At 66.1% G+C, this 18,815-nt stretch carries 21 protein-coding genes and 1 pseudogene; 13 read left to right on the top strand and 9 right to left on the bottom strand.

The features are described from left to right. Nucleotides 1-75: 75 nt before the first annotated feature. Nucleotides 76-1,074 (bottom strand): galactose-1-phosphate uridylyltransferase, encoded by a 999-nt coding sequence (gene galT, locus L6Q96_13540; protein MCK6555582.1) that lies wholly within the window; start codon nt 1,072-1,074, stop codon nt 76-78. A gap of 136 nt (nt 1,075-1,210) precedes the next feature. After that, on the bottom strand, nt 1,211-3,664 hold the full coding sequence (lon, locus tag L6Q96_13535) for an endopeptidase La (protein MCK6555581.1): 2,454 nt from the start codon (nt 3,662-3,664) through the stop codon (nt 1,211-1,213). A gap of 127 nt (nt 3,665-3,791) precedes the next feature. Between lon and L6Q96_13530 the strand changes: the two genes are divergently transcribed. Continuing rightward, a complete protein-coding gene (locus tag L6Q96_13530) occupies nt 3,792-4,214 on the top strand; it encodes a DUF2203 domain-containing protein (GenBank protein MCK6555580.1) in 423 nt (140 codons plus the stop codon). A 232-nt stretch (nt 4,215-4,446) separates the two neighbouring features. Here L6Q96_13530 and L6Q96_13525 read toward each other — a convergent pair. Then, nucleotides 4,447-4,545, bottom strand: a pseudogene (locus tag L6Q96_13525) (cutinase family protein). An 883-nt stretch (nt 4,546-5,428) separates the two neighbouring features. Between L6Q96_13525 and L6Q96_13520 the strand changes: the two are divergent. The 4 genes from L6Q96_13520 to modC all read left to right on the top strand — a co-directional run bounded on the left by L6Q96_13520 (nt 5,429) and on the right by modC (nt 9,125). Next, nucleotides 5,429-6,274 carry an LLM class F420-dependent oxidoreductase gene (locus tag L6Q96_13520; GenBank protein MCK6555579.1) on the top strand — a complete coding sequence of 282 codons (846 nt, stop codon included), beginning with the start codon at nt 5,429-5,431 and terminating at the stop codon, nt 6,272-6,274. 215 nt (nt 6,275-6,489) lie between these two features. After that, nucleotides 6,490-7,230, top strand: coding sequence for a molybdate ABC transporter substrate-binding protein (modA, locus tag L6Q96_13515; GenBank protein MCK6555578.1), 741 nt, complete (start codon nt 6,490-6,492; stop codon nt 7,228-7,230). Between the two features lie 156 nt (nt 7,231-7,386). After that, nucleotides 7,387-8,058, top strand: a complete 672-nt coding sequence (gene modB, locus L6Q96_13510; protein ID MCK6555577.1) for a molybdate ABC transporter permease subunit — start codon at nt 7,387-7,389, stop codon at nt 8,056-8,058. Next, nucleotides 8,055-9,125, top strand: a complete 1,071-nt coding sequence (gene modC, locus L6Q96_13505) for a molybdenum ABC transporter ATP-binding protein (GenBank protein MCK6555576.1) — start codon at nt 8,055-8,057, stop codon at nt 9,123-9,125. Before modB ends, modC begins: the two co-directional genes overlap by 4 nt. Nucleotides 9,126-9,166: 41 nt before the next feature. Here modC and L6Q96_13500 read toward each other — a convergent pair whose 3' ends face one another. Together L6Q96_13500 and L6Q96_13495 are read right to left on the bottom strand one after the other, a co-directional pair. Further along, on the bottom strand, nt 9,167-9,724 hold the full coding sequence (locus L6Q96_13500) for a carboxymuconolactone decarboxylase family protein (GenBank protein ID MCK6555575.1): 558 nt from the start codon (nt 9,722-9,724) through the stop codon (nt 9,167-9,169). Nucleotides 9,725-9,756: 32 nt separating this feature from the next. Further along, nucleotides 9,757-10,410 (bottom strand): phosphoribosylanthranilate isomerase, encoded by a 654-nt coding sequence (locus L6Q96_13495; protein ID MCK6555574.1) that lies wholly within the window; start codon nt 10,408-10,410, stop codon nt 9,757-9,759. A gap of 163 nt (nt 10,411-10,573) precedes the next feature. Here L6Q96_13495 and L6Q96_13490 point away from each other — a divergent pair, with 163 nt between their 5' ends. The 4 genes from L6Q96_13490 (at nt 10,574) to L6Q96_13475 (ending at nt 13,454) form a co-directional block, all read left to right on the top strand. After that, nucleotides 10,574-11,239: a thermonuclease family protein gene (locus L6Q96_13490; GenBank protein ID MCK6555573.1), complete on the top strand. Its 666-nt coding sequence runs from the start codon at nt 10,574-10,576 to the stop codon at nt 11,237-11,239. 49 nt (nt 11,240-11,288) lie between these two features. Beyond that, nucleotides 11,289-12,434: a DUF2961 domain-containing protein gene (locus L6Q96_13485; protein ID MCK6555572.1), complete on the top strand. Its 1,146-nt coding sequence runs from the start codon at nt 11,289-11,291 to the stop codon at nt 12,432-12,434. 100 nt (nt 12,435-12,534) lie between these two features. Next, nucleotides 12,535-12,879, top strand: coding sequence for a hypothetical protein (locus tag L6Q96_13480; GenBank protein ID MCK6555571.1), 345 nt, complete (start codon nt 12,535-12,537; stop codon nt 12,877-12,879). A 62-nt stretch (nt 12,880-12,941) separates the two neighbouring features. After that, the gene (locus L6Q96_13475) at nt 12,942-13,454 is read left to right on the top strand and encodes a DUF456 family protein (GenBank protein ID MCK6555570.1); all 513 of its coding nucleotides are present in this window, start codon (nt 12,942-12,944) and stop codon (nt 13,452-13,454) included. 12 nt (nt 13,455-13,466) lie between these two features. Here L6Q96_13475 and L6Q96_13470 read toward each other — a convergent pair whose 3' ends face one another. Continuing rightward, entirely contained in the window at nt 13,467-13,667 is a 201-nt protein-coding gene (locus L6Q96_13470; protein ID MCK6555569.1) for a hypothetical protein, read from the bottom strand. A 284-nt stretch (nt 13,668-13,951) separates the two neighbouring features. Between L6Q96_13470 and L6Q96_13465 the strand changes: the two genes are divergently transcribed. From L6Q96_13465 to L6Q96_13450, 4 genes are all read left to right on the top strand, one after another. Continuing rightward, nucleotides 13,952-14,398 (top strand): PspC domain-containing protein, encoded by a 447-nt coding sequence (locus L6Q96_13465; GenBank protein MCK6555568.1) that lies wholly within the window; start codon nt 13,952-13,954, stop codon nt 14,396-14,398. A gap of 71 nt (nt 14,399-14,469) precedes the next feature. Then, a complete protein-coding gene (locus L6Q96_13460; protein MCK6555567.1) occupies nt 14,470-14,985 on the top strand; it encodes a sigma-70 family RNA polymerase sigma factor in 516 nt (171 codons plus the stop codon). After that, nucleotides 14,982-15,425, top strand: a complete 444-nt coding sequence (locus tag L6Q96_13455; GenBank protein ID MCK6555566.1) for a hypothetical protein — start codon at nt 14,982-14,984, stop codon at nt 15,423-15,425. Before L6Q96_13460 ends, L6Q96_13455 begins: the two co-directional genes overlap by 4 nt. A gap of 130 nt (nt 15,426-15,555) precedes the next feature. Beyond that, complete coding sequence (locus tag L6Q96_13450) at nt 15,556-15,768, top strand: PspC domain-containing protein (GenBank protein MCK6555565.1); 213 nt, start codon at nt 15,556-15,558, stop codon at nt 15,766-15,768. A gap of 62 nt (nt 15,769-15,830) precedes the next feature. Here L6Q96_13450 and L6Q96_13445 read toward each other — a convergent pair whose 3' ends face one another. The 3 genes from L6Q96_13445 to L6Q96_13435 all read right to left on the bottom strand — a co-directional run bounded on the left by L6Q96_13445 (nt 15,831) and on the right by L6Q96_13435 (nt 18,739). Further along, entirely contained in the window at nt 15,831-16,166 is a 336-nt protein-coding gene (locus L6Q96_13445) for an STAS domain-containing protein (protein MCK6555564.1), read from the bottom strand. Nucleotides 16,167-16,325: 159 nt separating this feature from the next. Continuing rightward, nucleotides 16,326-16,766 (bottom strand): ATP-binding protein, encoded by a 441-nt coding sequence (locus L6Q96_13440; protein ID MCK6555563.1) that lies wholly within the window; start codon nt 16,764-16,766, stop codon nt 16,326-16,328. Beyond that, complete coding sequence (locus L6Q96_13435; protein MCK6555562.1) at nt 16,763-18,739, bottom strand: SpoIIE family protein phosphatase; 1,977 nt, start codon at nt 18,737-18,739, stop codon at nt 16,763-16,765. The genes L6Q96_13440 and L6Q96_13435 overlap by 4 nt, the downstream gene beginning before the upstream one ends. Between the last annotated feature and the right edge of the window lie 76 nt (nt 18,740-18,815).

Raw genomic sequence — 18,815 nt, 5'->3', positions numbered from 1 at the left:
CCGCGTTTCCGACAGCCCGGGCCGGGGCGCTAAGGACGCTCGACACGACGATCGATCAGGCGGGCGCGGCACCCTTCAGGGGGTGGCGTCTCGCAACAGCGCCGCGGCGTCTTCGGGCGGTACGGGGTTGATGTAGAAGCCGGTGCCCCACTCGAAACCGGCCACCTGCGTGAGCTTGGGCATGATCTCGATGTGCCAGTGGTAGTAGGTATGGTCGGCGTCGTTTACCGGCGAGGAATGGATCACGTAGTTGTAAGGCGGCGCCGTCAGCACACGGTTGAGGCGACGGAGGATCTCCTGCACGGCACGGGCGAGGTTGCGGTATTCGTGCTTGGTGGCTTCCTCGAAGCGGGGGCTGTGGCGCCTGGGGAGAATCCAGGCCTCCATGGGGAAGCGCGGTGCGAACGGGCAGAGGGTGACGAAGTCGTCGTTTTCGGCGACCAGACGGCGGCCGTCGTCCAGCTCCTGCAGGATGAGATCGCAATAGACGCAGCGTTCCTTGTAACGGTAATACTGATGGGCACCCTGCAGCTCCTCGGCGACGTTCAGCGGTACGATCGGCAACGCGATAAGCTGCGAATGCGTGTGTTCGACGCTGGCACCCGCTTCGGCCCCGACGTTCTTGAATATCAGAATGTAGCGGAAGCGAACGTCCTTCTTTAGATCGTGCACGCGATCGTGGTACGACCACAGCACATCCTCGATTTGCTCCACGCTGAGCTCGCCCAGATCCACCTGGTGGTCCGGGGTCTCGATGATCACCTCGTGCGCTCCGACGCCGTTCATGAGATCGAAGATGCCGTCGCCCCGGCGGCCGATTTCCCCTTCGATGCGCAGCGCGGGAAACTTGTTGGAGATAACGCGCACGCTCCAGCCCGGGGCGTTGGCGCGACTGCCGTTGCTCCTGAATGCCAGCACTTCCGCGGGCGTCTGCGCCTCGTTGCCGGCGCAGAAGTCGCACTCGGCGGCGCGGAGGTTGGTTTGAACCCGCCTGAAATCGACCGGACGACGAGCGCGTTCGGTGGCAATGATCACCCATCGCCCCATAATGGGATCTTTCCGCAATTCCGGCATAAATCGGCCCCGCCTTATTTTTATCGCGCATCGCCCCGGTACTCGCAAGGACGATGACCCGGCCATGCCGGTCGGGTCCGCCGACAGGCGGCGAAGGCGCCGTCGGGAAAGCGGTCGGGTCGCTCGAGCGCCCGGGTCAGGATGCCGCGACGGCGCTCCGGGATTCGCTGCCGCCGGCCTGCGGTTCGAGGGCGTGTTTGAGCACCTCTTCGATCGTATCGACGAACAGGAACTGCATCTGATCGCGGACCGTGTTGGGAACGTCCTCGAGGTCTTTTTCGTTGCGCTTCGGCAGGATCACGCAGCGGACCCCGGCGCGATGCGCGCCGAGGACCTTCTCCTTGATACCGCCGACGGCCAGCACCTTGCCGCGCAAAGTGATCTCGCCGGTCATGGCCAGGTCGTGGCGTACGAACCGTCCGGTGAGCAGGGAAACCAGAGAAGTCGCCACCGTCACTCCCGCCGACGGGCCGTCTTTCGGTACGGCGCCCGCCGGTACGTGTATGTGGATGTCGAGGTTTTCGAAAAAGTCGGGTGCGATGCCCAGGCGCTCCGCCCGGGCGCGGATGAAACTCAGCGCCGCCTGCGCCGACTCCTTCATGACTTCGCCCAGATGGCCGGTGAGGGTCAGTCCCTTCTTGCCGCCCATCTTGGTGGACTCGATGAACATGATGTCGCCGCCCATCGGCGTCCATGCCAGACCGATCGCGACACCGGGATCCTGCAGCCGCTCGGCGATTTCCGAGAAGAAGCGCTCCGGTCCGAGCAACTCGTGGATTTGCTCGGGGGTCATGATTGCGGGTTCCGTCTTCCCTTCGGTCACGCGACGGGCGACCTTGCGGCAGAGGCTGCCGATCTCGCGTTCGATGTTACGGAGGCCGGCCTCGCGAGTGTAGTGGCGGATCAGATGTACGAGTCCATCGTCTGGAAAGGAGATCTGGCCCGCCGCGAGCCCGTTCTCGTGCATTTGCTTGGGGATGAGGTGGCGGCGGGCGATCTCGAGCTTTTCTTCCTCGGTGTATCCGGCCAGCTCGATAACCTCCATGCGGTCGCGCAGCGGCGGCGGAATAGGATCGAGCAGATTGGCTGTGGTGACGAACATCACCTTCGAAAGATCGAACGGTACGTCGAGATAGTGATCGACAAACGTACTGTTCTGTTCCGGATCGAGCACTTCGAGCAGCGCCGAGGCGGGGTCGCCGCGGAAATCCGCGCCGAGCTTGTCGATTTCGTCGAGTATGAAGAGCGGATTGTTCGAGCCGGCCTGTCTCAGGTTCTGGATGATGCGACCGGGGAGAGAGCCGATGTACGTTCGCCGATGGCCGCGGATCTCGGCTTCGTCGCGGACGCCGCCGAGGGACATGCGGACGAACTTGCGGCCGAGGGCGCGAGCGATGGAGCGGCCGAGCGAGGTCTTCCCGGTTCCCGGTGGACCGACAAAGCAGAGGATCGGACCGCGCGAGTCGCGCTTGAGCTGGCGGACCGCGAGGAATTCGAGGATGCGATCCTTGATCTTCTCGAGATCGTAGTGGTCTTCGTCGAGGATCCCGCGGGCGTGCGGGATGTCGAGGTTGTCCTCGGTCGAGACTGCCCACGGCAGCGTAACCAGCCATTCGAGGTAGGTGCGGACGACGGTGTGCTCCGCCGACTCGGGCGGGATGATGCGCAGGCGATCGAGCTCGGTTTCGGCCGCCTTACGCGCCTCCTGTGGAAGTTTCGCCTCATCCAGCTTTTGCCGCAGCTCTTCGAGCTCGGCACCGCGCGGGTCGCCCTCGCCGAGTTCCTTCTGGATGGCGCGCATCTGCTGGCGCAGGTAGAACTCCTTCTGGTTCTTGGTGAGTTCCGACTGAACCTGCGACTGGATCTTGTGCCCGAGTTCGAGCAACTCGATTTCGCGGTTGAGGATGAGCGACAGCTTCTCGAGACGCAGGCGCACGTCGAGAGTGCTCAGCAGCTCCTGCTTCTCCTCGAGCGAGATGTTGAGGTTCGACGCGACGAGATCCGTCACCTTGCCGGGGTCGCGGATGTTCATGACCACCACCTGCAGTTCGTCCGGCAGGTAAGGGATCATCGACACGAACTTGGCGAACTGGTTCACCATGTGCGCCTGCATGGCGTCGAGGTCCTTGGAGCCGTTGAGGACGTCGGCAAGGTGGCGCACGCGGGCTCGGTGCCGCGGCGTAGTCTGCGTGTACTCTGTCGTTTCGATGCGCCGCAGTCCCTGGACGAGGATGCGAACGCTCCCGTCGGGGTACTTGAGCATCTTCAGGATGCGGCCGGCGGCCCCGCGGTGATACAGGGCCTGCGGTGTGGGCTCTTCTTCCTCCGGGTTCTTCTGCGCGATCAGTCCGAGCATGCGATCGCCGGCGAGGGCTTCCTCGACGACCTTGAGGGAGCTGCCCCGGGAGATGAGCAGCGGCACGATCGCCGACGGAAACACCACCACGCCACGAAGCGGCAGGATCGGCAGCTCCTCCGGAACGGTGACGTCGCTCAGGTCTTCCTCGAAGCCGAGAAAGCGATGCTTCTTGGGCTCGTCCTGTTCGTCGGGCTCGTCGCCGCCCACATTCGAATCGAGAGGCTCAGACATGCGCGGAATCTAATACAGGTGGGTGGGAGCGACAAGGTACGTGCGTCGGTCTCGCCGATACGTGCGTGGAGTTTGACAAGAACCGGGGCGCTCGATAACGCAACCCGTAATCGGCGGGAGGTCTGGCGTGAGTGACCGGCTCTTCAGCGTGCGGCAAGCGAACGCGTTGATTCCAAAACTGGAGCTCATCATGGAACGTCTGCAACGCGGCACTCACGTGCTGCGCGAGGGAGTGGCGGAGCTGGCGCGGGTGACCGGCGCACCGGCGGACGATCTGACCATGGCCGAGATCGTCGAGTTGCGGCCGGACCTGCAGCCGGTGATCGCGGAGGTGGAAGCTCTGCTCGGCGAGATCGAGGACTGTGGCGGTAAGTTCAAGGGACTGGAACTCGGTCTGGTCGATTTCCCGGCCGAGATCGACGGCGAGGTGGTGCTCCTGTGTTGGCAGTATGGCGAGAAGGAGATCTCGCACTACCACACCGTCGAGGGCGGCTTTGCGAGCCGCAAGCCTCTGCATCCGCGCGCCCAGCCACCGCGTTACCTCCAGTAAACGAAGGGCGACGCGGTCAGCGCCGCACGTGACACCCGCTGAACCAGCCGCCCGGGGTTGTGGGTGTGGTCGTCGGCAGCGATACCGTCGGCGTGCGGGTCGGTGCGGGTTTGGTCGGGGTTGCGACCGCGGCGGCGGCCACGGTGCTCGCCGCCGTGGGTTTGGTGCCGGCGGTTGCGGCCGCGGCGGGAGTCTCGGTGCCGGCGGCCGGCGCTGTGCGTGGGGGCAAGGCGGGTGCCGCCGGCCCACTCAAGGTTGGCGCTGCGCCGGGCGTTGCGCCAACCGGCAGAGCTCCGGTTTCGGGCGCGACCGGGGCCGGCGTCGGCCCGGGGTCGCCGTGCTCGGGCACCGGTGCGGCGAGCGTGGGCGGGATGGCTCTTTGACCGACGGGGGCGGCCGGAGCGGATCCCGGCGCGGCCGGCGCGGATTGACCCGCAGCCGGTGCGCCCGGCGGTGCGGGCTCGGCGCCCCCCGCGGCCACCGGCGGTGCGCCGGTGAGGCCGCCGTCAACCGCGCTACCCGGACGGGAGGATCCGCGGGAACCGCCGCTGACGGAGAGGATGCCGGGGCGGGTGTCGATGTCGAAAATGGGCTGGCCGGCACCGGTACCGCCGCGCACCTTCGAGAATTGGAAGACGCAGTCGCCTTCGGGCGCCGAGGTCGGGATGGTGAAGGCGCAGCAGAACAGGGTCCCATCCTCGATCGGATCCGTATTGTCGAAGGCGAGTAGCAGGGTGCGCACGCAGTTGGGGCTGTTGCCGCACATCGGTCCACCGATGACGGTGGTGAGCTGTTTGCCACTCTGGGCGGCAGCGGGTCCCACGGTACACTCGGCGCTGTCTCCGGAGCCGCGAATGACGTTGGCGCAGCGTGCATCCAGCAGGATGTTTCCCTGGATGCCCGCGATTCGCCGCTCGCCGCCGGTGAGCGTGACACACATGTCGACCGAGGCGCCTGCCGGGGCGCTGTTGTGCGATATCGAAAGCGTTGTCGCCGCGGCGGCGGCAGCTGGTAGCGCAAGGACCCCGATCGCGACCGCCGACAGCGCCGGAGCGGTTAGCCACGACAACCCTGTATGCCTCATCTCGTCTCCTTGACGGCCGCCCTCGCGTGGCGCCGGTGCCGTTTCTTACCACGCCGTCCCGATCGGGGCTAACCTGACTGGCGTTCGCCCGTGCGCTTTGCCAAGGTGCTCCTCACAGGAGGAGCGCGGCATGCAGTTCGGCCTGATGATGTTCGCTACGGATTACTCCATACGCCCCGATGACCTGGCGCGGGCGGCCGAGGAGCGTGGCTTCGAGTCGCTGTGGTTCCCCGAACACACGCATATACCGGCGAGCCGTGTGTCGCCGTGGCCTGGCGGCGGACCGCTGCCGGAGGACTACTGGCACACCCACGACCTGTTCGTGGCGCTGACGATGGCGGCCGCGGTGACCACGAAGCTCAAGGTGGCGAGCGGCATCTGTTTGCTCATCCAACGCGACCCGATCATCACCGCAAAAGAGGTGGCGACGCTCGATGCGCTGTCGAACGGGCGGTTGATATTCGGGATCGGCGGCGGGTGGAACGCCGAGGAGATGGCCAATCACGGTACGGCTTTCAAGACCCGCTGGGAGCTGTTGCGGGAGCGGGTGCTGGCAATGAAGGAAATATGGGCGCGCGACGAAGCCGAATACCACGGGCGGTTTGTCGACTTCGATAAGATCTGGTCATGGCCCAAGCCGGCGCAGAAACCGCACCCACCGATTCTGCTCGGGGGCCATTCGGCCCAGGTACGACAACGAGTTGCCGATTACTGCGACGGCTGGCTGCCGCTCGGGCTCAATGCCGAGGCGGTCGTGGCGGGTATCGACGATGTGCGGGCGCGGGCCGAGAAACGAGGGCGCGATCCGCGCACGCTGCAGTGCACCATTTTCGGAGCGGCCGCGGACGCCGACGCGATCGAGTGCTACCGCAAGGCCGGGGTGGACCGGGTAACGCTCGGGTTGCCGGCGGCGGACCGGGACACCGTGTTGCGTGTCCTCGACCGGCACGCGGCGTTCGTGGGGTCGCTGGGGTGAGCGGACGACGCACGAGGCTACGAGCAGGCGTCGTTGCCCTCGTGTTGGCTATTGGGGCGGCGATATGGAGTGGCTGTGGAGAGAACCGCATCACGGGATTCGGGACCACGCCGACACCGTCGCCGCCGCCGACGGTGACCCCGACCGTGCAAATGGCATGAAGACATGGAGTGGGACCGGCGCCGCGTGCACAAGTGTGGGGTGAGCATCTCGGGATGCATCGGATTACGGTTATCGTCGCGTTGATCTGTGCGTCGGCAGCGTGGGCCGACGATGTGTCGGTGGCCGTCGCCTCCAACTTCGCGGCGCCGATGCGGCGCCTCGCGGCCGGTTTCGAGAGGGAAACCGGGCACAAGATCGTGGCGTCGTTCGGGTCGACGGGGCAGTTCTATGCGCAGATCCGCAACGGGGCGCCGTTCGACGTGCTGCTGGCCGCCGACGCCGCCACTCCGGAAAGACTCGAAGCGGACGGACTGGCGATCGCCGGGAGCCGTTTCACCTACGCCGTCGGCGTGCTCGTCCTGTGGTCGGCCAAGCCAGGATTCGTCGATGACCGGGGCGCGGTGTTGAAGGCCGGGAACTTCCGACATCTTGCGATCGCCAACCCCAGGCTGGCGCCCTACGGTGCGTCCGCGGTCGGCACGCTCGGGGCGCTCGGTCTGTTGGCGGTGGTGCAGCCTAAATTCGTGGTCGCCGAGAACGTGTCCCAGGCGTATCAATTCGTCGCCAGTGGCAACTGCGAGCTGGGCTTTGTGGCGCTGTCGCAGGTGCAGACCGATGGCCGCATTACGGCGGGTTCGGCATGGACCGTTCCGGCAGATCTCCATCCGCCGATTCGTCAGGACGCGGCGGTACTAGTAAAGGGGAGGGGAAAGCGCGCCGTGGACGCCTTCGTCGGGTATTTACAGGGCGAGGCCGCGCGGACGGTCATCAGGTCTTTCGGTTACATGTTATGACCCGGTGCGGTAAACGAATGACCGACGCGGGAGCGCCGGCGGCGGAAACGGTAGCGGCGAACACGGGAGGGGCGGCTGCGGGTCCGCGAGCCGTCTTTGCGTTCGGCGGTCCGGGCGCGGGCCGCCGGTCGGAAGAGGGACCGTGAGGTGGTGGCAATGCTGAGCGCGGACGATATCGCGGCGATCAGGATCACGGTTGCGTTGGCGACCGTTAGCACCGTGCTTCTCCTGGTCGTCGGCACACCGATTGCCTGGTGGTTGGCGCGCACCCATAGTCGACTCAAAGGTCCCATCGCTGCCGTGGTAACGTTGCCGCTGGTGCTGCCACCGACGGTGCTCGGCTTCTACCTGTTGGTGCTGATGGGACCGCACGGGCCGATCGGCCGCATGACGGAGGAGATGGGGTTGGGACTGCTGCCGTTCACGTTCCCGGGTCTGGTGGTGGCGTCGGTCATCTACACGATGCCGTTCGTAGTGCAGCCGCTGCAGCAGGCCTTTGAGGCGGTGGGCGATCGGCCCATCGAGGTGGCGGCGACGTTGCGGGCCGCGCCGTGGGACACGTTCTTCTCCGTGATTCTGCCCCTGGCGCGGCCGGGTGTGATTACCGCCGCGATCCTGGGCTTCGCCCACACCGTGGGCGAGTTCGGCGTGGTACTGATGATCGGCGGCAACATCCCCGGCAAGACCAGGGTGCTGTCGATGAGCGTGTACAATTACGTCGAGGCTTTCGAATACGAGCGGGCCCACTGGCTTGCGGGTGGGTTGCTGGCCTTCTCGTTCGCGGTCTTGCTGATGCTGTCGGTCTTCAAGCCGGGGCGCCGGCCGTGAGCGTGCGCGCGCGCTTTCGTCTCGCCTACAGCGGCTTCTCGCTGGACGTCGATTTGGAGCTGCCCGGGGACGGCGTTACCATGCTCTTCGGCGCCTCGGGCTCGGGGAAGACCACGCTCCTGCGCTGCATTGCCGGGTTGGAGCGGACCGATCACGGATTTCTGGCGGTCAACGGCGAAGTCTGGCAGGACGGCCGGCGCCGGGTTCCAACCCATCTCCGAGCGCTGGGTTACGTATTCCAGGAGGCGCGGCTCTTCCCGCACCTTTCGGTGGCCGCCAATCTGGATTTCGGCCGGCGGCGCATCGCCGCCGGTGACCGGCGCGTGTCGCTCGATCATGCCATCGAGTTGCTCGGCATAGGACATCTGCTGGCCAGAAGGCCCGAGCGGCTTTCGGGCGGCGAACAGCAGCGGGTGGCGATCGCGCGCGCGCTGGCCACCAGCCCTCGGCTGTTGTTGATGGACGAACCATTGGCGGCCCTCGATCTGGCCCGCCGCCAGGAGGTTCTACCTTACCTCGAACGCTTGCGCGACGATCTGGCGATCCCGGTCGTCTACGTGACGCACACACCGGACGAAGTGGCGCGCCTCGCCGACTACGTCGTGGTCATGGAAGACGGTCGCGACGTGGCACACGGGCCGCTGACCGAAACGCTGGCTCGCCTCGATCTGCCGCTTCGCCTCGGGGACGATGCGGGCGTGGTGCTGGACTGCACGGTGGTAGAGCGTGATGCCGAGTGGCACCTCGCCAGGGTGGCGTTTGCCGGCGGGTCGCTGTGGGTGCGCGATCTCGGCCGCGAGCCCGGACAGCGCGCGCGCGTGCGTGTTCTGGCGCGCGATGTCAGCATCGCGCGCGAACCCGTGGTCGCCACGAGCATCCTCAATACGCTGCCCGCGCGCGTCCTCGCGATCGGCACCGACGCTCATCCGGCACTCATGCTGGTCCGCGTGCAGGTAGGCGAGGTGCCCATCCTGGCGCGCATTACGCGCCGGTCCGTCGCCGCTCTCGATATCGAGCCGGGCGGCGCGGTGTGGATACAGATCAAGACCGTGGCGCTGGTCGGTTGAGGCGACCGGCGCGCGGGGCACCCGGGGGGCGGAAGTGGCCGCTAAAGCTCTTGCTTGAGTGCCTCGACCACCGCCAGCCCGGCGCCCGGTTCGAGATCGATATCCGTCGTCTCCATGACGCGAGCAACTGTCATATAGAAGCCGATGGCGAGGATCAGCTCGACGATTTCCTGCGATGAAAAGCGGCGAGCCATGGCGGCGAACGTGGAGTCCGAAGCCCGCACGTCGCGCAGGACCTCGGTAGTAAAGTCGAGGACGAGCCTTTCCTCGTCGGTGAAGCATGGAGCGTCACTGTCACCGCGTTCGAGCGCGTCGATCTGTTCCGGCGTGGCTCCTGTGGACAGGGCGATGGGCACGTGTTGCACCCATTCGTAACGGGCCGGGGAAAGCTGCGCGACGCGGAGAATAGCCAGTTCGCGCAAGCGGGCGTCGAGCTTCTGCTCGCCGAGGATAGAGGCTCCGAGGCGTATCCACGCCCGGAAGTTCGTTTGCGCGTGCGCCATCATCTTGAAGATGTTCAGGGGCACGGGCAGACGCGCGAGAAGGTCGCGGACCGGTTCGGGGGCGGTGTCGGCGTTCACGTAGGGAATTCTAGCCATGGCGGGTGGTAAACCTCTGCGCGCGTGTCAGGTCAAGCCATCTTCGCGCGGACGATGAAGTCGCGGATGCGAGTGAAGTCGCGGCGGCCGTCGGGATGTTCCACGCCGGTATGAACGTCGACGCCCCACGGACGTACCGCGTGGATCGCGGCGGCGACGTTGGCCGGGTTGAGGCCGCCGGCAAGCATAACCGGTACGCGAACGGCGTCGACAATGGCGCGGCTGATCGACCAGTCGTGGGTCTTGCCGGTGGCACCGTGACGGCCGGTGTCCGGGTCGTAGGTGTCGAGGATGAGGGCATCGACGCGTTGCTCCAACCGGCGGGCGGCGGCGATGACCTCGGGCCCCGTAACATGGACGGCGCGAATGATCTTCAGGTGGGGCAGGGCCGCGCGCACCATAAGCAGATCGCCGATGGGGAACTCCCCGTGTAACTGCAGCGCGCCGACACCAAGCGGGCGGCAGAGGTCGATGGCCTCGCGGGCGGTACGCACGTAGGTAATTGCAACGGTGGTGATGCACGGCGGCAGCGCGGCAACGATACTGCGCGCCCGTGCCTCGGTAAGGCCGTCGTGCACGCCCGTGGGTAGACGGAGGGTGAGGCCGATAGCATCCCCGCCCGCGCTTTCGATGACGCGAGCCTCGTCAACGGTGGAAACGCCGGCGATTTGCACGCGCACGGGCATGGGAGGCGTACTACTACACCCGCGGGGATTACCCGGGAAATAGGGGGCGGCAGCGTGGCCGTCGCGGGCCTGTCGAAGGCGCCGCCACGGTATGCACTGACCGCGGCGGTGCGGGCTTGACGGTTGCGACGAGTACGGAGATGGTGCGCGGGGAGGAAAGCTGGTGGGACAACCGGTCGTGAGAGGTACGCTGGCGGCGGCCCTCGGTGCGCTGCTGGCGGTGGTTGCGGGCTTCCTTCTAGTAGGAGGCGATGCCAGAGGCGACTCGTGGACTACGGTCGCGACCGTGATCGATGGCGACACAATCCGTGTCGGCGACCGGTGGCAGCAGACAACTGTACGCTTGATTGGTGTGGACACTCCGGAGGTCGCGCATGGCGAGCGGCCGGGAGAACCGTTCGGTCGCGAGGCGACCGAGTTTACGCGGCGAGCACTAACCGGGCGCCGGGTGCGTCTGGAGGTGCGGCCGGAAGACCGGATCGACGCGTACGGGCGGTTGCTGGCCTACGTCTTCCTCGAAGACGGTACGTTCTTCAATCGCGAGCTGGTGCGTCAGGGCTATGCGCGGGCTTACACGCGGTTCCGGTTCGCGTATCGAGACGAGTTTCGGCGGCTCGAAGCCGAGGCGCGTGCGGCGGGACGGGGCATGTGGGCGGCCGCGGCTCGCGCGGGGTCGCCGATCGAGGGGCGGATCATGGGCAATCGCCGCTCCCGCGTATACCACCTGCCGGGCCAGCGCACGTACGGGAGCGTCAGCGAGCGCAACCGCGTGTACTTCGAGAGTGAGGCGGAGGCGGTGCGGCAGGGTTATCGGAGGGCGCGGGATTAGCGGCCCGCGCGGGACGCCCCAGTGGGGCGCGGGACAAGGAGCACGGCATATGCAGCGCGAGGGAGCGAGGATGGATCTCGGATCGGGGAGCCTGGCGGGTTTGGCGCGATTGCGGAATTACCGCAGCCGTCGCCTGTCGTCTTGGGACCGCAGCGGGGGCAATCTGGATTGCCTGGCGGTTCAGCCGGGCGAGTGCGTGTCGCTCGGTAAGATCGATGGCCCGGGGTGCGTAAGGCACGTCTGGATGACGATGATGTCGGTGCCGGCGGAAACGCACGAACTGCGGCAGACTGTGTTCCGCGCGTACTGGGATGGGGCGCCGCAACCTGGCATCGAGGTGCCGTTGGGCGACTTTTTCGGGGTGGGCTTCGGGCTGCGGCGCAACTTCGTGTCGTTGCCGCTGCAGATGAGCCCGCAGGACGGCAAAGGCTTCAACTGCTGGTTTCCGATGCCGTTTACGGACGGTGCGCGTTTCGAGATCGAGAACCAGGGGGCGAGCGTCAGGCTATTGTTCTTCTACATCGACTACGAGGAACATCCGCAGGCCGATCCCGACCTGGCGCGCTTTTGTGCGTGGTGGAACCGGGTGGAACAAACGGCCGGGACGGCACGGGCCATGGGGTATGGGCGCGGCGATTATCAGCTCGACGAGCGGAGGCCGGTGGGGATTGGCATGGGGATGAACGGTCCCTGGCTGCAGCCGAACCTCACCGGGAAGGACAACTACGTCATTCTCGACGTCACGGGCCGTGGCCATTACGTCGGTTGCAACCTGAATGTCGACGTCTTCGAGCGGCAGGTGAACGATTGGTACGGCGAGGGCGACGACATGATCTTCGTCGATGGCGAACCGTGGCCGCCGCGGCTCCACGGCACTGGCACCGAAGACTACTTCTGTACCGCCTTCTGCCCGAAGCAGGAGTACAGCGCACCCTATCACGGTATCAGCGTCTACAGTGGCACTGATGCCTGGCCCTGGGGCGGGAAGAACTCGATGTACCGGTTCCATATCGAGGACCCGGTCCGTTTCGAGCGATCGATCCGCGTAACTATCGAGACCGGGCACAACAACGCACTGGCCAACGACTACTCGAGTACGGCGTACTGGTATCAGGCCGACCCGCCGAGGCTGCCGCCCCTGTTGCCGGTCGAGGCCCGTTTGCCGCGGCCGGACCCGCCCGAGTTGTCGCGCTAGCGAGGGTTCGCGGCGACCGCCTTTGCGGCAGCCCTGGATTTCCCGATTCAGGTTGGGGTGTGGGCGCCGCGCCCGGTACAATGCGGCAGGAGGTTGCGATATGCGCACAGGGCTCTCGAGGTTGCTGGTTGTTGCCTTGCTGTCGTGGTCGGCTGCCGGTTGGGCGCAGGACTTCGATCTGGATGACGATCAGGACTATAGTGGTACGGGGGGCGGGCCGGTAGTCGACGAGCCGATTGACGGGCCGGACGTTGGTGGCGGACCGGTTGGAGACGAACCCATCGGCGGGCCGATGGTCGAAGGCGCTCCGGTGGTCGACGCGCCAATATTCGGTCCGCCCGTCGGCGGTGCCGCCGTAGGGGTGGGCGACGGGCCGGTTGGAGGTCCCGTGGTCGAAGGCCCTCCTCCGGGCGATCCACCGATCGAGGGTGAACCGCTCTATTGACGTTACTCGTGGCGTCCTCGGTGCCGATGCCTGTGATTCGTCCTGTCCATGTGGGGTGTTGAGTGGAAACGGTCCTCTACGTTCTCGGTGTCTTCGTTCTGTTTGCAGTGTGCGTGGCCGCCCTGTTTTCTCTCGTGTTCGGCTTGCCGGGTACGTTCGTGATCCTCGGCGCCGCGTTAATATATGCTTGGGCGACGGGCTTCGGGGCCGTTAGCTGGGCGACGATCGGGTGGTTGACCGGACTGGCCGTGCTCGGCGAGGGGATCGAGTTTCTGGCCAGTAGTGCGGGGGCGGCCAGCGCGCGTCCTTCCTGGCGGGTATTTGCGGGAGCACTCCTTGGCAGTTTCGTAGGTGGGCTGCTCGGGGTGCCGTTTCTGTTCGGGGTGGGGGCGCTTCTGGGGGCTTTGGCCGGGGCGTTTGCCGGCGCGGCGTTAGCGGTGGCGTGGGAAGGCGGCGATACCGGTGCTGCGTTTGCGACTGGGTTTGCGGCTATGCGCGGACGCCTTCTCGGATTCGTGCTCAAGGCAGCCGTAGCCGTGGCGATGGTGGTTCTGTTGGCCGCGGCGCTGATCTGATCCGGCTTCTTCCTACCAGCGATAGCGGACCGTGACGCCGGCATCGCCCGGGGTGAACAGGTCGACCTGGACGCCTCGTTTCGGTGCGCCGAAGTCCTCCTCGTGCATTTGCGACACGGAGTTCCGGGAGAAGACCTCGCGAGCTATGGCGAAGAGGCCGCGATTGACCATGTCCCCCAGCGTGATCGGCTTCGAGGGGATATCGCGCTGCATGATGTCTTCTTGCGGTGGCTCGGGGGATTGGGCTGGGCAGTGACCCGTGGCCACACAGGCGATTGCGAAGCTTGCTGTGGCACACAGGATCAACCGTTGCGTCCACCGGGGCACGGTGGCGGCCAGCCCGGCCGCCAGGGCCGGAACTCTGGACCCGCGCGCGCGCATGTACAATCCCTATTACTCTGCGGGTCACGCTTTTCAAACAAGAAAACACGCCTGATGTGAGAGGAGTCGAACTTTCCGGCGGGTCCCCGCGTATTACGGCGTAAGGAGGAGCCGCGATGAGCACGAAGCGTTGTCCATATTGTGCCGAGGAGATCAACGTCGAGGCCGTACGCTGCCGTTACTGCCGGAGTCGGTTGACGTCCTTCGGTGTGGACCGGTGGCACAGAAGCCATGCGGAGGCTCGGCTGGGCGGGGTTTGCGCTGCGGTCGGTCACGCGCTGGCGGTGCCGGTTGCGGCGGTGCGCCTCGTCTTCGTCGTATTGACGTTCTTCCACTTTCTGGGGCCGCTGCTGTACGGGGCGCTGTGGTTGGTGATTCCCCGCGACCCGGGGGGCGAGTCGGCGTTGGAGCAGATGTTGGGCCGAGCCCTGGAGTTAGCGGGATGGTTAGGGGGACGGCAGGAACCCCGGGGGGACGAGCCGCGACCCGATGTGGGTGCGCGACGTGTAGGCAACGGGGACGGCCAGGAGTATACGGTGCCGGAGGTGCGTGACGCTCCGTGACCGCGAAGCGTCCCGGTGCAACCGGTCCGGGCGGGCGCGTGTGAGCTGCGCGGAGTCGACCGACGGCGCGGATGACGGACGAGGAACTCGTCAGCGAGTTGGCGCTTGGCAGTGAGGACGCCCTCTGCGAGCTGTTGCGGCGCTACGAGCGACCGCTGGCCGGCTTCGTTTATCGGAATACGGGTGGGCGAGATGTCGAGGACTTGTATCAGGAGACCTGGGCTCGGGTGGTTCGCCAGGCGTCTCGCTTCGACAGCCAACGTCGGTTCTCGACCTGGATGTTCCAGATCGCCCTCAATCTTTGCCGCGATTGGCATCGGCGACGTCCGCCCGAACCGGTCGACCCGGCCGCCTGCGACGCGGTAGCTGCGGTGGGTATGGAGCGTACGGAGGCGGCTCTCGATGCCGCCGCAATGCTGGCGTTGTTGCCGGAAGCGCAACGAGAGGTGGTGACCTTGCGCTACTACGAGGATCTTACGGAGGCCGAGGTGGCCGACATCGTGGGCTGTCCCCTGGGGACGGTCAAGAGCCGTCTGCACGCAGCCCTGGCGCGCATGACGGCGGCGGTGCGCGGGGAGGCGTCATGAGCCGGTCGGTGACCCGAGACGGGCTGCGCGGTCACGTGTTGGCGTGCGAGACCTGCCGGGCCAAGCCACCCCCCGTGGAGAAGATAGAGGCGGTGCTTGCGGCGGGCCGGGTTGGCGTCGATGTGGGGGCGCTGTCGCAGCGAACCATGGTGCAGTTGCGGCCGGAACTGACGCGGCGGGCGCGCCGTGCCTACGGGCGTGAGGTGGCCGCCGCCGTGCTGGTTGGTCTGCTGCCCCTCCCGGCGGTGCTCCTGTACAACGCCTACGTTCTCAGCCTGGTATACCGCGCTGCGACGATGGTCTTGCCGGCCGGTGTGGCCCTGTACGTGGTGGCTACCTACGCGGCGTTTCTGGTCTTGCTGTGCGGGATTACATACGCGGCGGTGCCGCTAGTGATGGGGCGGCAGTACCGGTGGTCTGCTGCCGCCGTTCCGACGTGAGGGTGCGATGCGACGTTGTCCATATTGCGCAGAAGAGATCCGCGACGAAGCGGTTAAATGCCGTTGGTGCGGCAGCTTGCTCGACGGCTCGCCTCTAACCCGACCCTGGCAGCGCTCTCGCCGAGGCAAGATGATTGCCGGCGTGTGCGCAGGGTTGGCCCGGCAGTTCGGCGTCTCGGTGACCGCCCTCCGGCTGGCAGCCGTTCTGTTGACCCTGCTGGGCGCCGGGTGGGGGGTGATCGTCTACATCGTGCTGTGGGTGATCATGCCGTACGACGATGACGGCTCCGGCGGCGCCGAGGCGGGTCGGCAGCGGTCGGGCCAGGGGGAGTTCGAGCGATAAGGCGAGGCGGAAAAGCCGCGCGCTCCCGGGAGGGCGAGTGCAATGCCCTTCCCGGCGATTCGCTAGCGCCCTGCGGCGAGTGCGTCCCCGGTGGTCGGGAAGACGCGAAAGATCGCCGAGAAGCCCGCCATGTCGAAGACCTCTTTGATTTCGTCGCGCAGTGCGGCCAGCGCAAGGGCGCCGCCGCCGGGGGCGACGCGCTTGGCGGCAAGAAGGAGCGCGCGCAGCCCGGCGCTGCTGATGTACTCCAGCGGAGCGCAGTCGACCACAATCCGTCTTTCGCCACCGTCGATTGCCGTGAGCAGGGTCTTCTCCAGACTCGAGGCGTTGCTCGCGTCCACCCGCCCGGTAACGGTCAGAATAAGGAAGCCGTTTTGTCGTGATTCGGTGATGTCCATAAGCCCTCTTTGTCTGCGTGCCGTCGCCGCTGTGACTCGCGCTGAGCATTCTATCAACAACAGGCTCGGGCGCGGAGACCCGTCCCGGGTTCGGGCCGGGCACCTTGTCCTTGCACCTCCGCTCTCCTGGCCACGTGTCATGCCGATCTTCCAGACGGGTTATCCCACGACTTGCTTACGCAGCAAGAGGCGGTTGCGGGTACCGACGCGTTCGTACGCGACGCTGTCCATGCAGCGGCGCAGGAAGTGAATGCCGAGGCCGCCGACGGGGCGTTCCTCGATCGGCAGATCGAGACGCGGCGGCGGGACCTCCAGTGGGTTGAAGGGCCGCGCATCGTCTTCGACTTCGATGGCAACGTGTCGTCCCTCCGCAGTGGTGTCGAGGCTGATCCGGACAGCGATGGAGTGAGGTTCGGTGTCGTCGTAGCCGTAGGCGACAATATTGGTAACCCACTCCTCGAGGGCCAGATTCAGCTCGAACAAGAGCGGCCCCGGCAGGCAGTAATTGGCCCCGAACGCTTCGACGGCGACACGCAAACGCTCGAGTTCGCGCAGATCGTTGCGCAGGTAGATATCGGCACTACCGCTCGCGGGCTTCATGCGTCCGCTTCACCTCCGGTCCAGCGGATCGCGAGGACGGTGACGTCGTCACTTTGCGGTGCCGTCGATCCCCACTTGTCTACGGCATCGAGAACCGCGTGGATAACGGCTACCGGGGTCAGACCTTTGAGCGTGTCCAGCACGACGCGCAAGCGGGCTTCGGTGAACAGCGAGCCTTCGGGGTCCATCGCTTCGGTGACGCCGTCGGTGTACAGCAACAGTCCATCGCCGGGCTGAAGGCGTGACGTCGCCACTCCGTAGTGGAGATGGTCGAGAACGCCGAGCGCGGTTCCCCCGGTGCCCGGCAGGGATTCGGCACTACCATCCGCGCGCAGAACGAAAGGTGGGTTGTGTCCGCCGTTGGCGTAATCGAGGTGGCCGCTTTCCAGATCCAGGATGCCGTAGAAGAGCGTCACGAACATCGCGGCGTTGTTTTCGAGGCAGAGGAGCCGATTGACCCTGCGCAGGCACTCGCCGGGGGTGAGGCCAGAGACGGCCGTAGAGCGCAGGAGCGTGCGGGTCATGGCCATGAAGATGGCGGCCGGGATGCCCTTGCCGGACACGTCCGCGATGGCGAACCCAACGTGGGCGTCGTCGACCAGAAAGATGTCGTAGAAGTCGCCACCGACCTCCCGCGCAGGCAGCATCTCGGCGAAGATCTCGATCTCGGGGTGATCGGGAAACGGCGGAAAGCGGCGCGGCAGGATCGACTGCTGAATTCGGCGCGCAACGTCGAGCTCGCTTCGGATGGCGACGAGCTGGTCGTGCTCCGCCAGGTATGCCTTGAGGTCCCCTTGCATCTGTCGGAACGCTGTCGCCAGTGTGCCGATTTCGTCCGTGGATCGCACCTCGGGGAGGGGCGTGTCGAGGTTGCCGCGAGCGATTTCTTCGGTGGCCGTCGAGAGCGTGACGAGTGGACGGGCGATCGAGCGCGAGATGGCGACGACGACGAGAAGCAGGAGCGCGCCGCCGGTGGTGGCCAGGCCAATCTGCGCGTATGTGAGCGCGACGACATCGTCGAGCAGGTCGTCTTCCGGAAAGACCACCGCCAGAGTCCAGCCGGTAGAAGGAACCGGCGCATAGACGAAGAAGGAATCGCTCTCGGCGACGGTCGAATAAGCGCGGCCGACACCGGTGCCGTCGTGGACCATGTCTTCGGCAATCCGGCGGAGGTCGGCATTCCGCTGTCGCTCCGCCAGACTGAAGATGGTTTCCCGCAGCACGTACTCGCGGCGCGGGTGCGTGATGATCGTGCCCGCTTTGGAAATCAGGAAGGCGTAGCCGCTGTTGTAGAGGCGCAACGAGGCGACGTAGGCTTCCAGCCAGTCGAGTGCCATATCCGCAGTCACCACGCCCGCAAAACGCGCTTGAGCGTCGGAGATCCTCGTGAAAGGCGCCGAGTAGGTGGCCATGAGGATGTTGCCGCCGCCCTCGTCGAAGTAGGGCTCGCTCCAGGTGCCGTGGCCGAGGTCGCGTGGTCTTTCGAACCAGCTCATCGTGAAGTAGTGGTACGTGTCGCCGCCCAGCCAGCGGAGGTCGATGGTGCCGGGATCCTTGCGGTAGAAGTACGGGGCGAAATACTGCCGCTGGCGGTCGAAGCCATACGGGGCGAAGGCGATCGTGGAGCCGTACGTGGTCGGGCTCGCCTCGACCGTGGTGCGCACGAGAGCTAGGATTTCGTCCTCGGTGTAATCGGAATTGGAAAGCAGGACGCCGAGGTAATCGGGCACACGAGCGGTGGACTGCACCACCGCGCCCACGTGGTTGACGGCCGATCGTGCCAGGTTGGTGGCGCCGCGTTCCGCCTCTGCAAGGATGAGGCGGCGGGCGACGTGGTAGTTATATGCGAGCATCAGGGCGACGACGGTCCCGCCACCCGCAAAGACGAGGACGGTCAGGCGAAAGGCGAGGCCCCGGCGAACCTTGCGCGTCGCCGCGGCGGCCGCCGGAGCGACTGACGCCTTCTCTGTCACGGCACTCGAGGTGCCTCGTTCGATTACGTTTGCCGCGATCTTCGTTCCTTCTTTGGATATAGTATAGGGGGTGCCG

It is taken from the genome of Candidatus Binatia bacterium (assembly GCA_023150935.1).
Lineage (GTDB): Bacteria > Desulfobacterota > Binatia > HRBIN30 > HRBIN30 > JAKLJW01.
Note: the sequence above shows the minus strand (reverse complement) of the source record. Positions and strands in the feature narration are given on the sequence as shown.

Bases quoted from the DNA above. Each gene is read 5' to 3' on its own strand.
- L6Q96_13460 (MCK6555567.1), top strand. From the start codon at position 14,470: ATGACGGACGAGGAACTCGTCAGCGAGTTGGCGCTTGGCAGTGAGGAC.
- L6Q96_13440 (MCK6555563.1), bottom strand. From the start codon at position 16,766: ATGAAGCCCGCGAGCGGTAGTGCCGATATCTACCTGCGCAACGATCTG.
- modA (MCK6555578.1), top strand. From the start codon at position 6,490: ATGCATCGGATTACGGTTATCGTCGCGTTGATCTGTGCGTCGGCAGCG.
- L6Q96_13445 (MCK6555564.1), bottom strand. From the start codon at position 16,166: ATGGACATCACCGAATCACGACAAAACGGCTTCCTTATTCTGACCGTT.
- L6Q96_13450 (MCK6555565.1), top strand. From the start codon at position 15,556: ATGATTGCCGGCGTGTGCGCAGGGTTGGCCCGGCAGTTCGGCGTCTCG.
- L6Q96_13455 (MCK6555566.1), top strand. From the start codon at position 14,982: ATGAGCCGGTCGGTGACCCGAGACGGGCTGCGCGGTCACGTGTTGGCG.
- lon (MCK6555581.1), bottom strand. From the start codon at position 3,664: ATGTCTGAGCCTCTCGATTCGAATGTGGGCGGCGACGAGCCCGACGAA.
- modB (MCK6555577.1), top strand. From the start codon at position 7,387: ATGCTGAGCGCGGACGATATCGCGGCGATCAGGATCACGGTTGCGTTG.
- L6Q96_13500 (MCK6555575.1), bottom strand. From the start codon at position 9,724: ATGGCTAGAATTCCCTACGTGAACGCCGACACCGCCCCCGAACCGGTC.
- L6Q96_13520 (MCK6555579.1), top strand. From the start codon at position 5,429: ATGCAGTTCGGCCTGATGATGTTCGCTACGGATTACTCCATACGCCCC.
- L6Q96_13470 (MCK6555569.1), bottom strand. From the start codon at position 13,667: ATGCAGCGCGATATCCCCTCGAAGCCGATCACGCTGGGGGACATGGTC.
- L6Q96_13480 (MCK6555571.1), top strand. From the start codon at position 12,535: ATGCGCACAGGGCTCTCGAGGTTGCTGGTTGTTGCCTTGCTGTCGTGG.
- L6Q96_13465 (MCK6555568.1), top strand. From the start codon at position 13,952: ATGAGCACGAAGCGTTGTCCATATTGTGCCGAGGAGATCAACGTCGAG.
- galT (MCK6555582.1), bottom strand. From the start codon at position 1,074: ATGCCGGAATTGCGGAAAGATCCCATTATGGGGCGATGGGTGATCATT.
- L6Q96_13495 (MCK6555574.1), bottom strand. From the start codon at position 10,410: ATGCCCGTGCGCGTGCAAATCGCCGGCGTTTCCACCGTTGACGAGGCT.
- L6Q96_13485 (MCK6555572.1), top strand. From the start codon at position 11,289: ATGCAGCGCGAGGGAGCGAGGATGGATCTCGGATCGGGGAGCCTGGCG.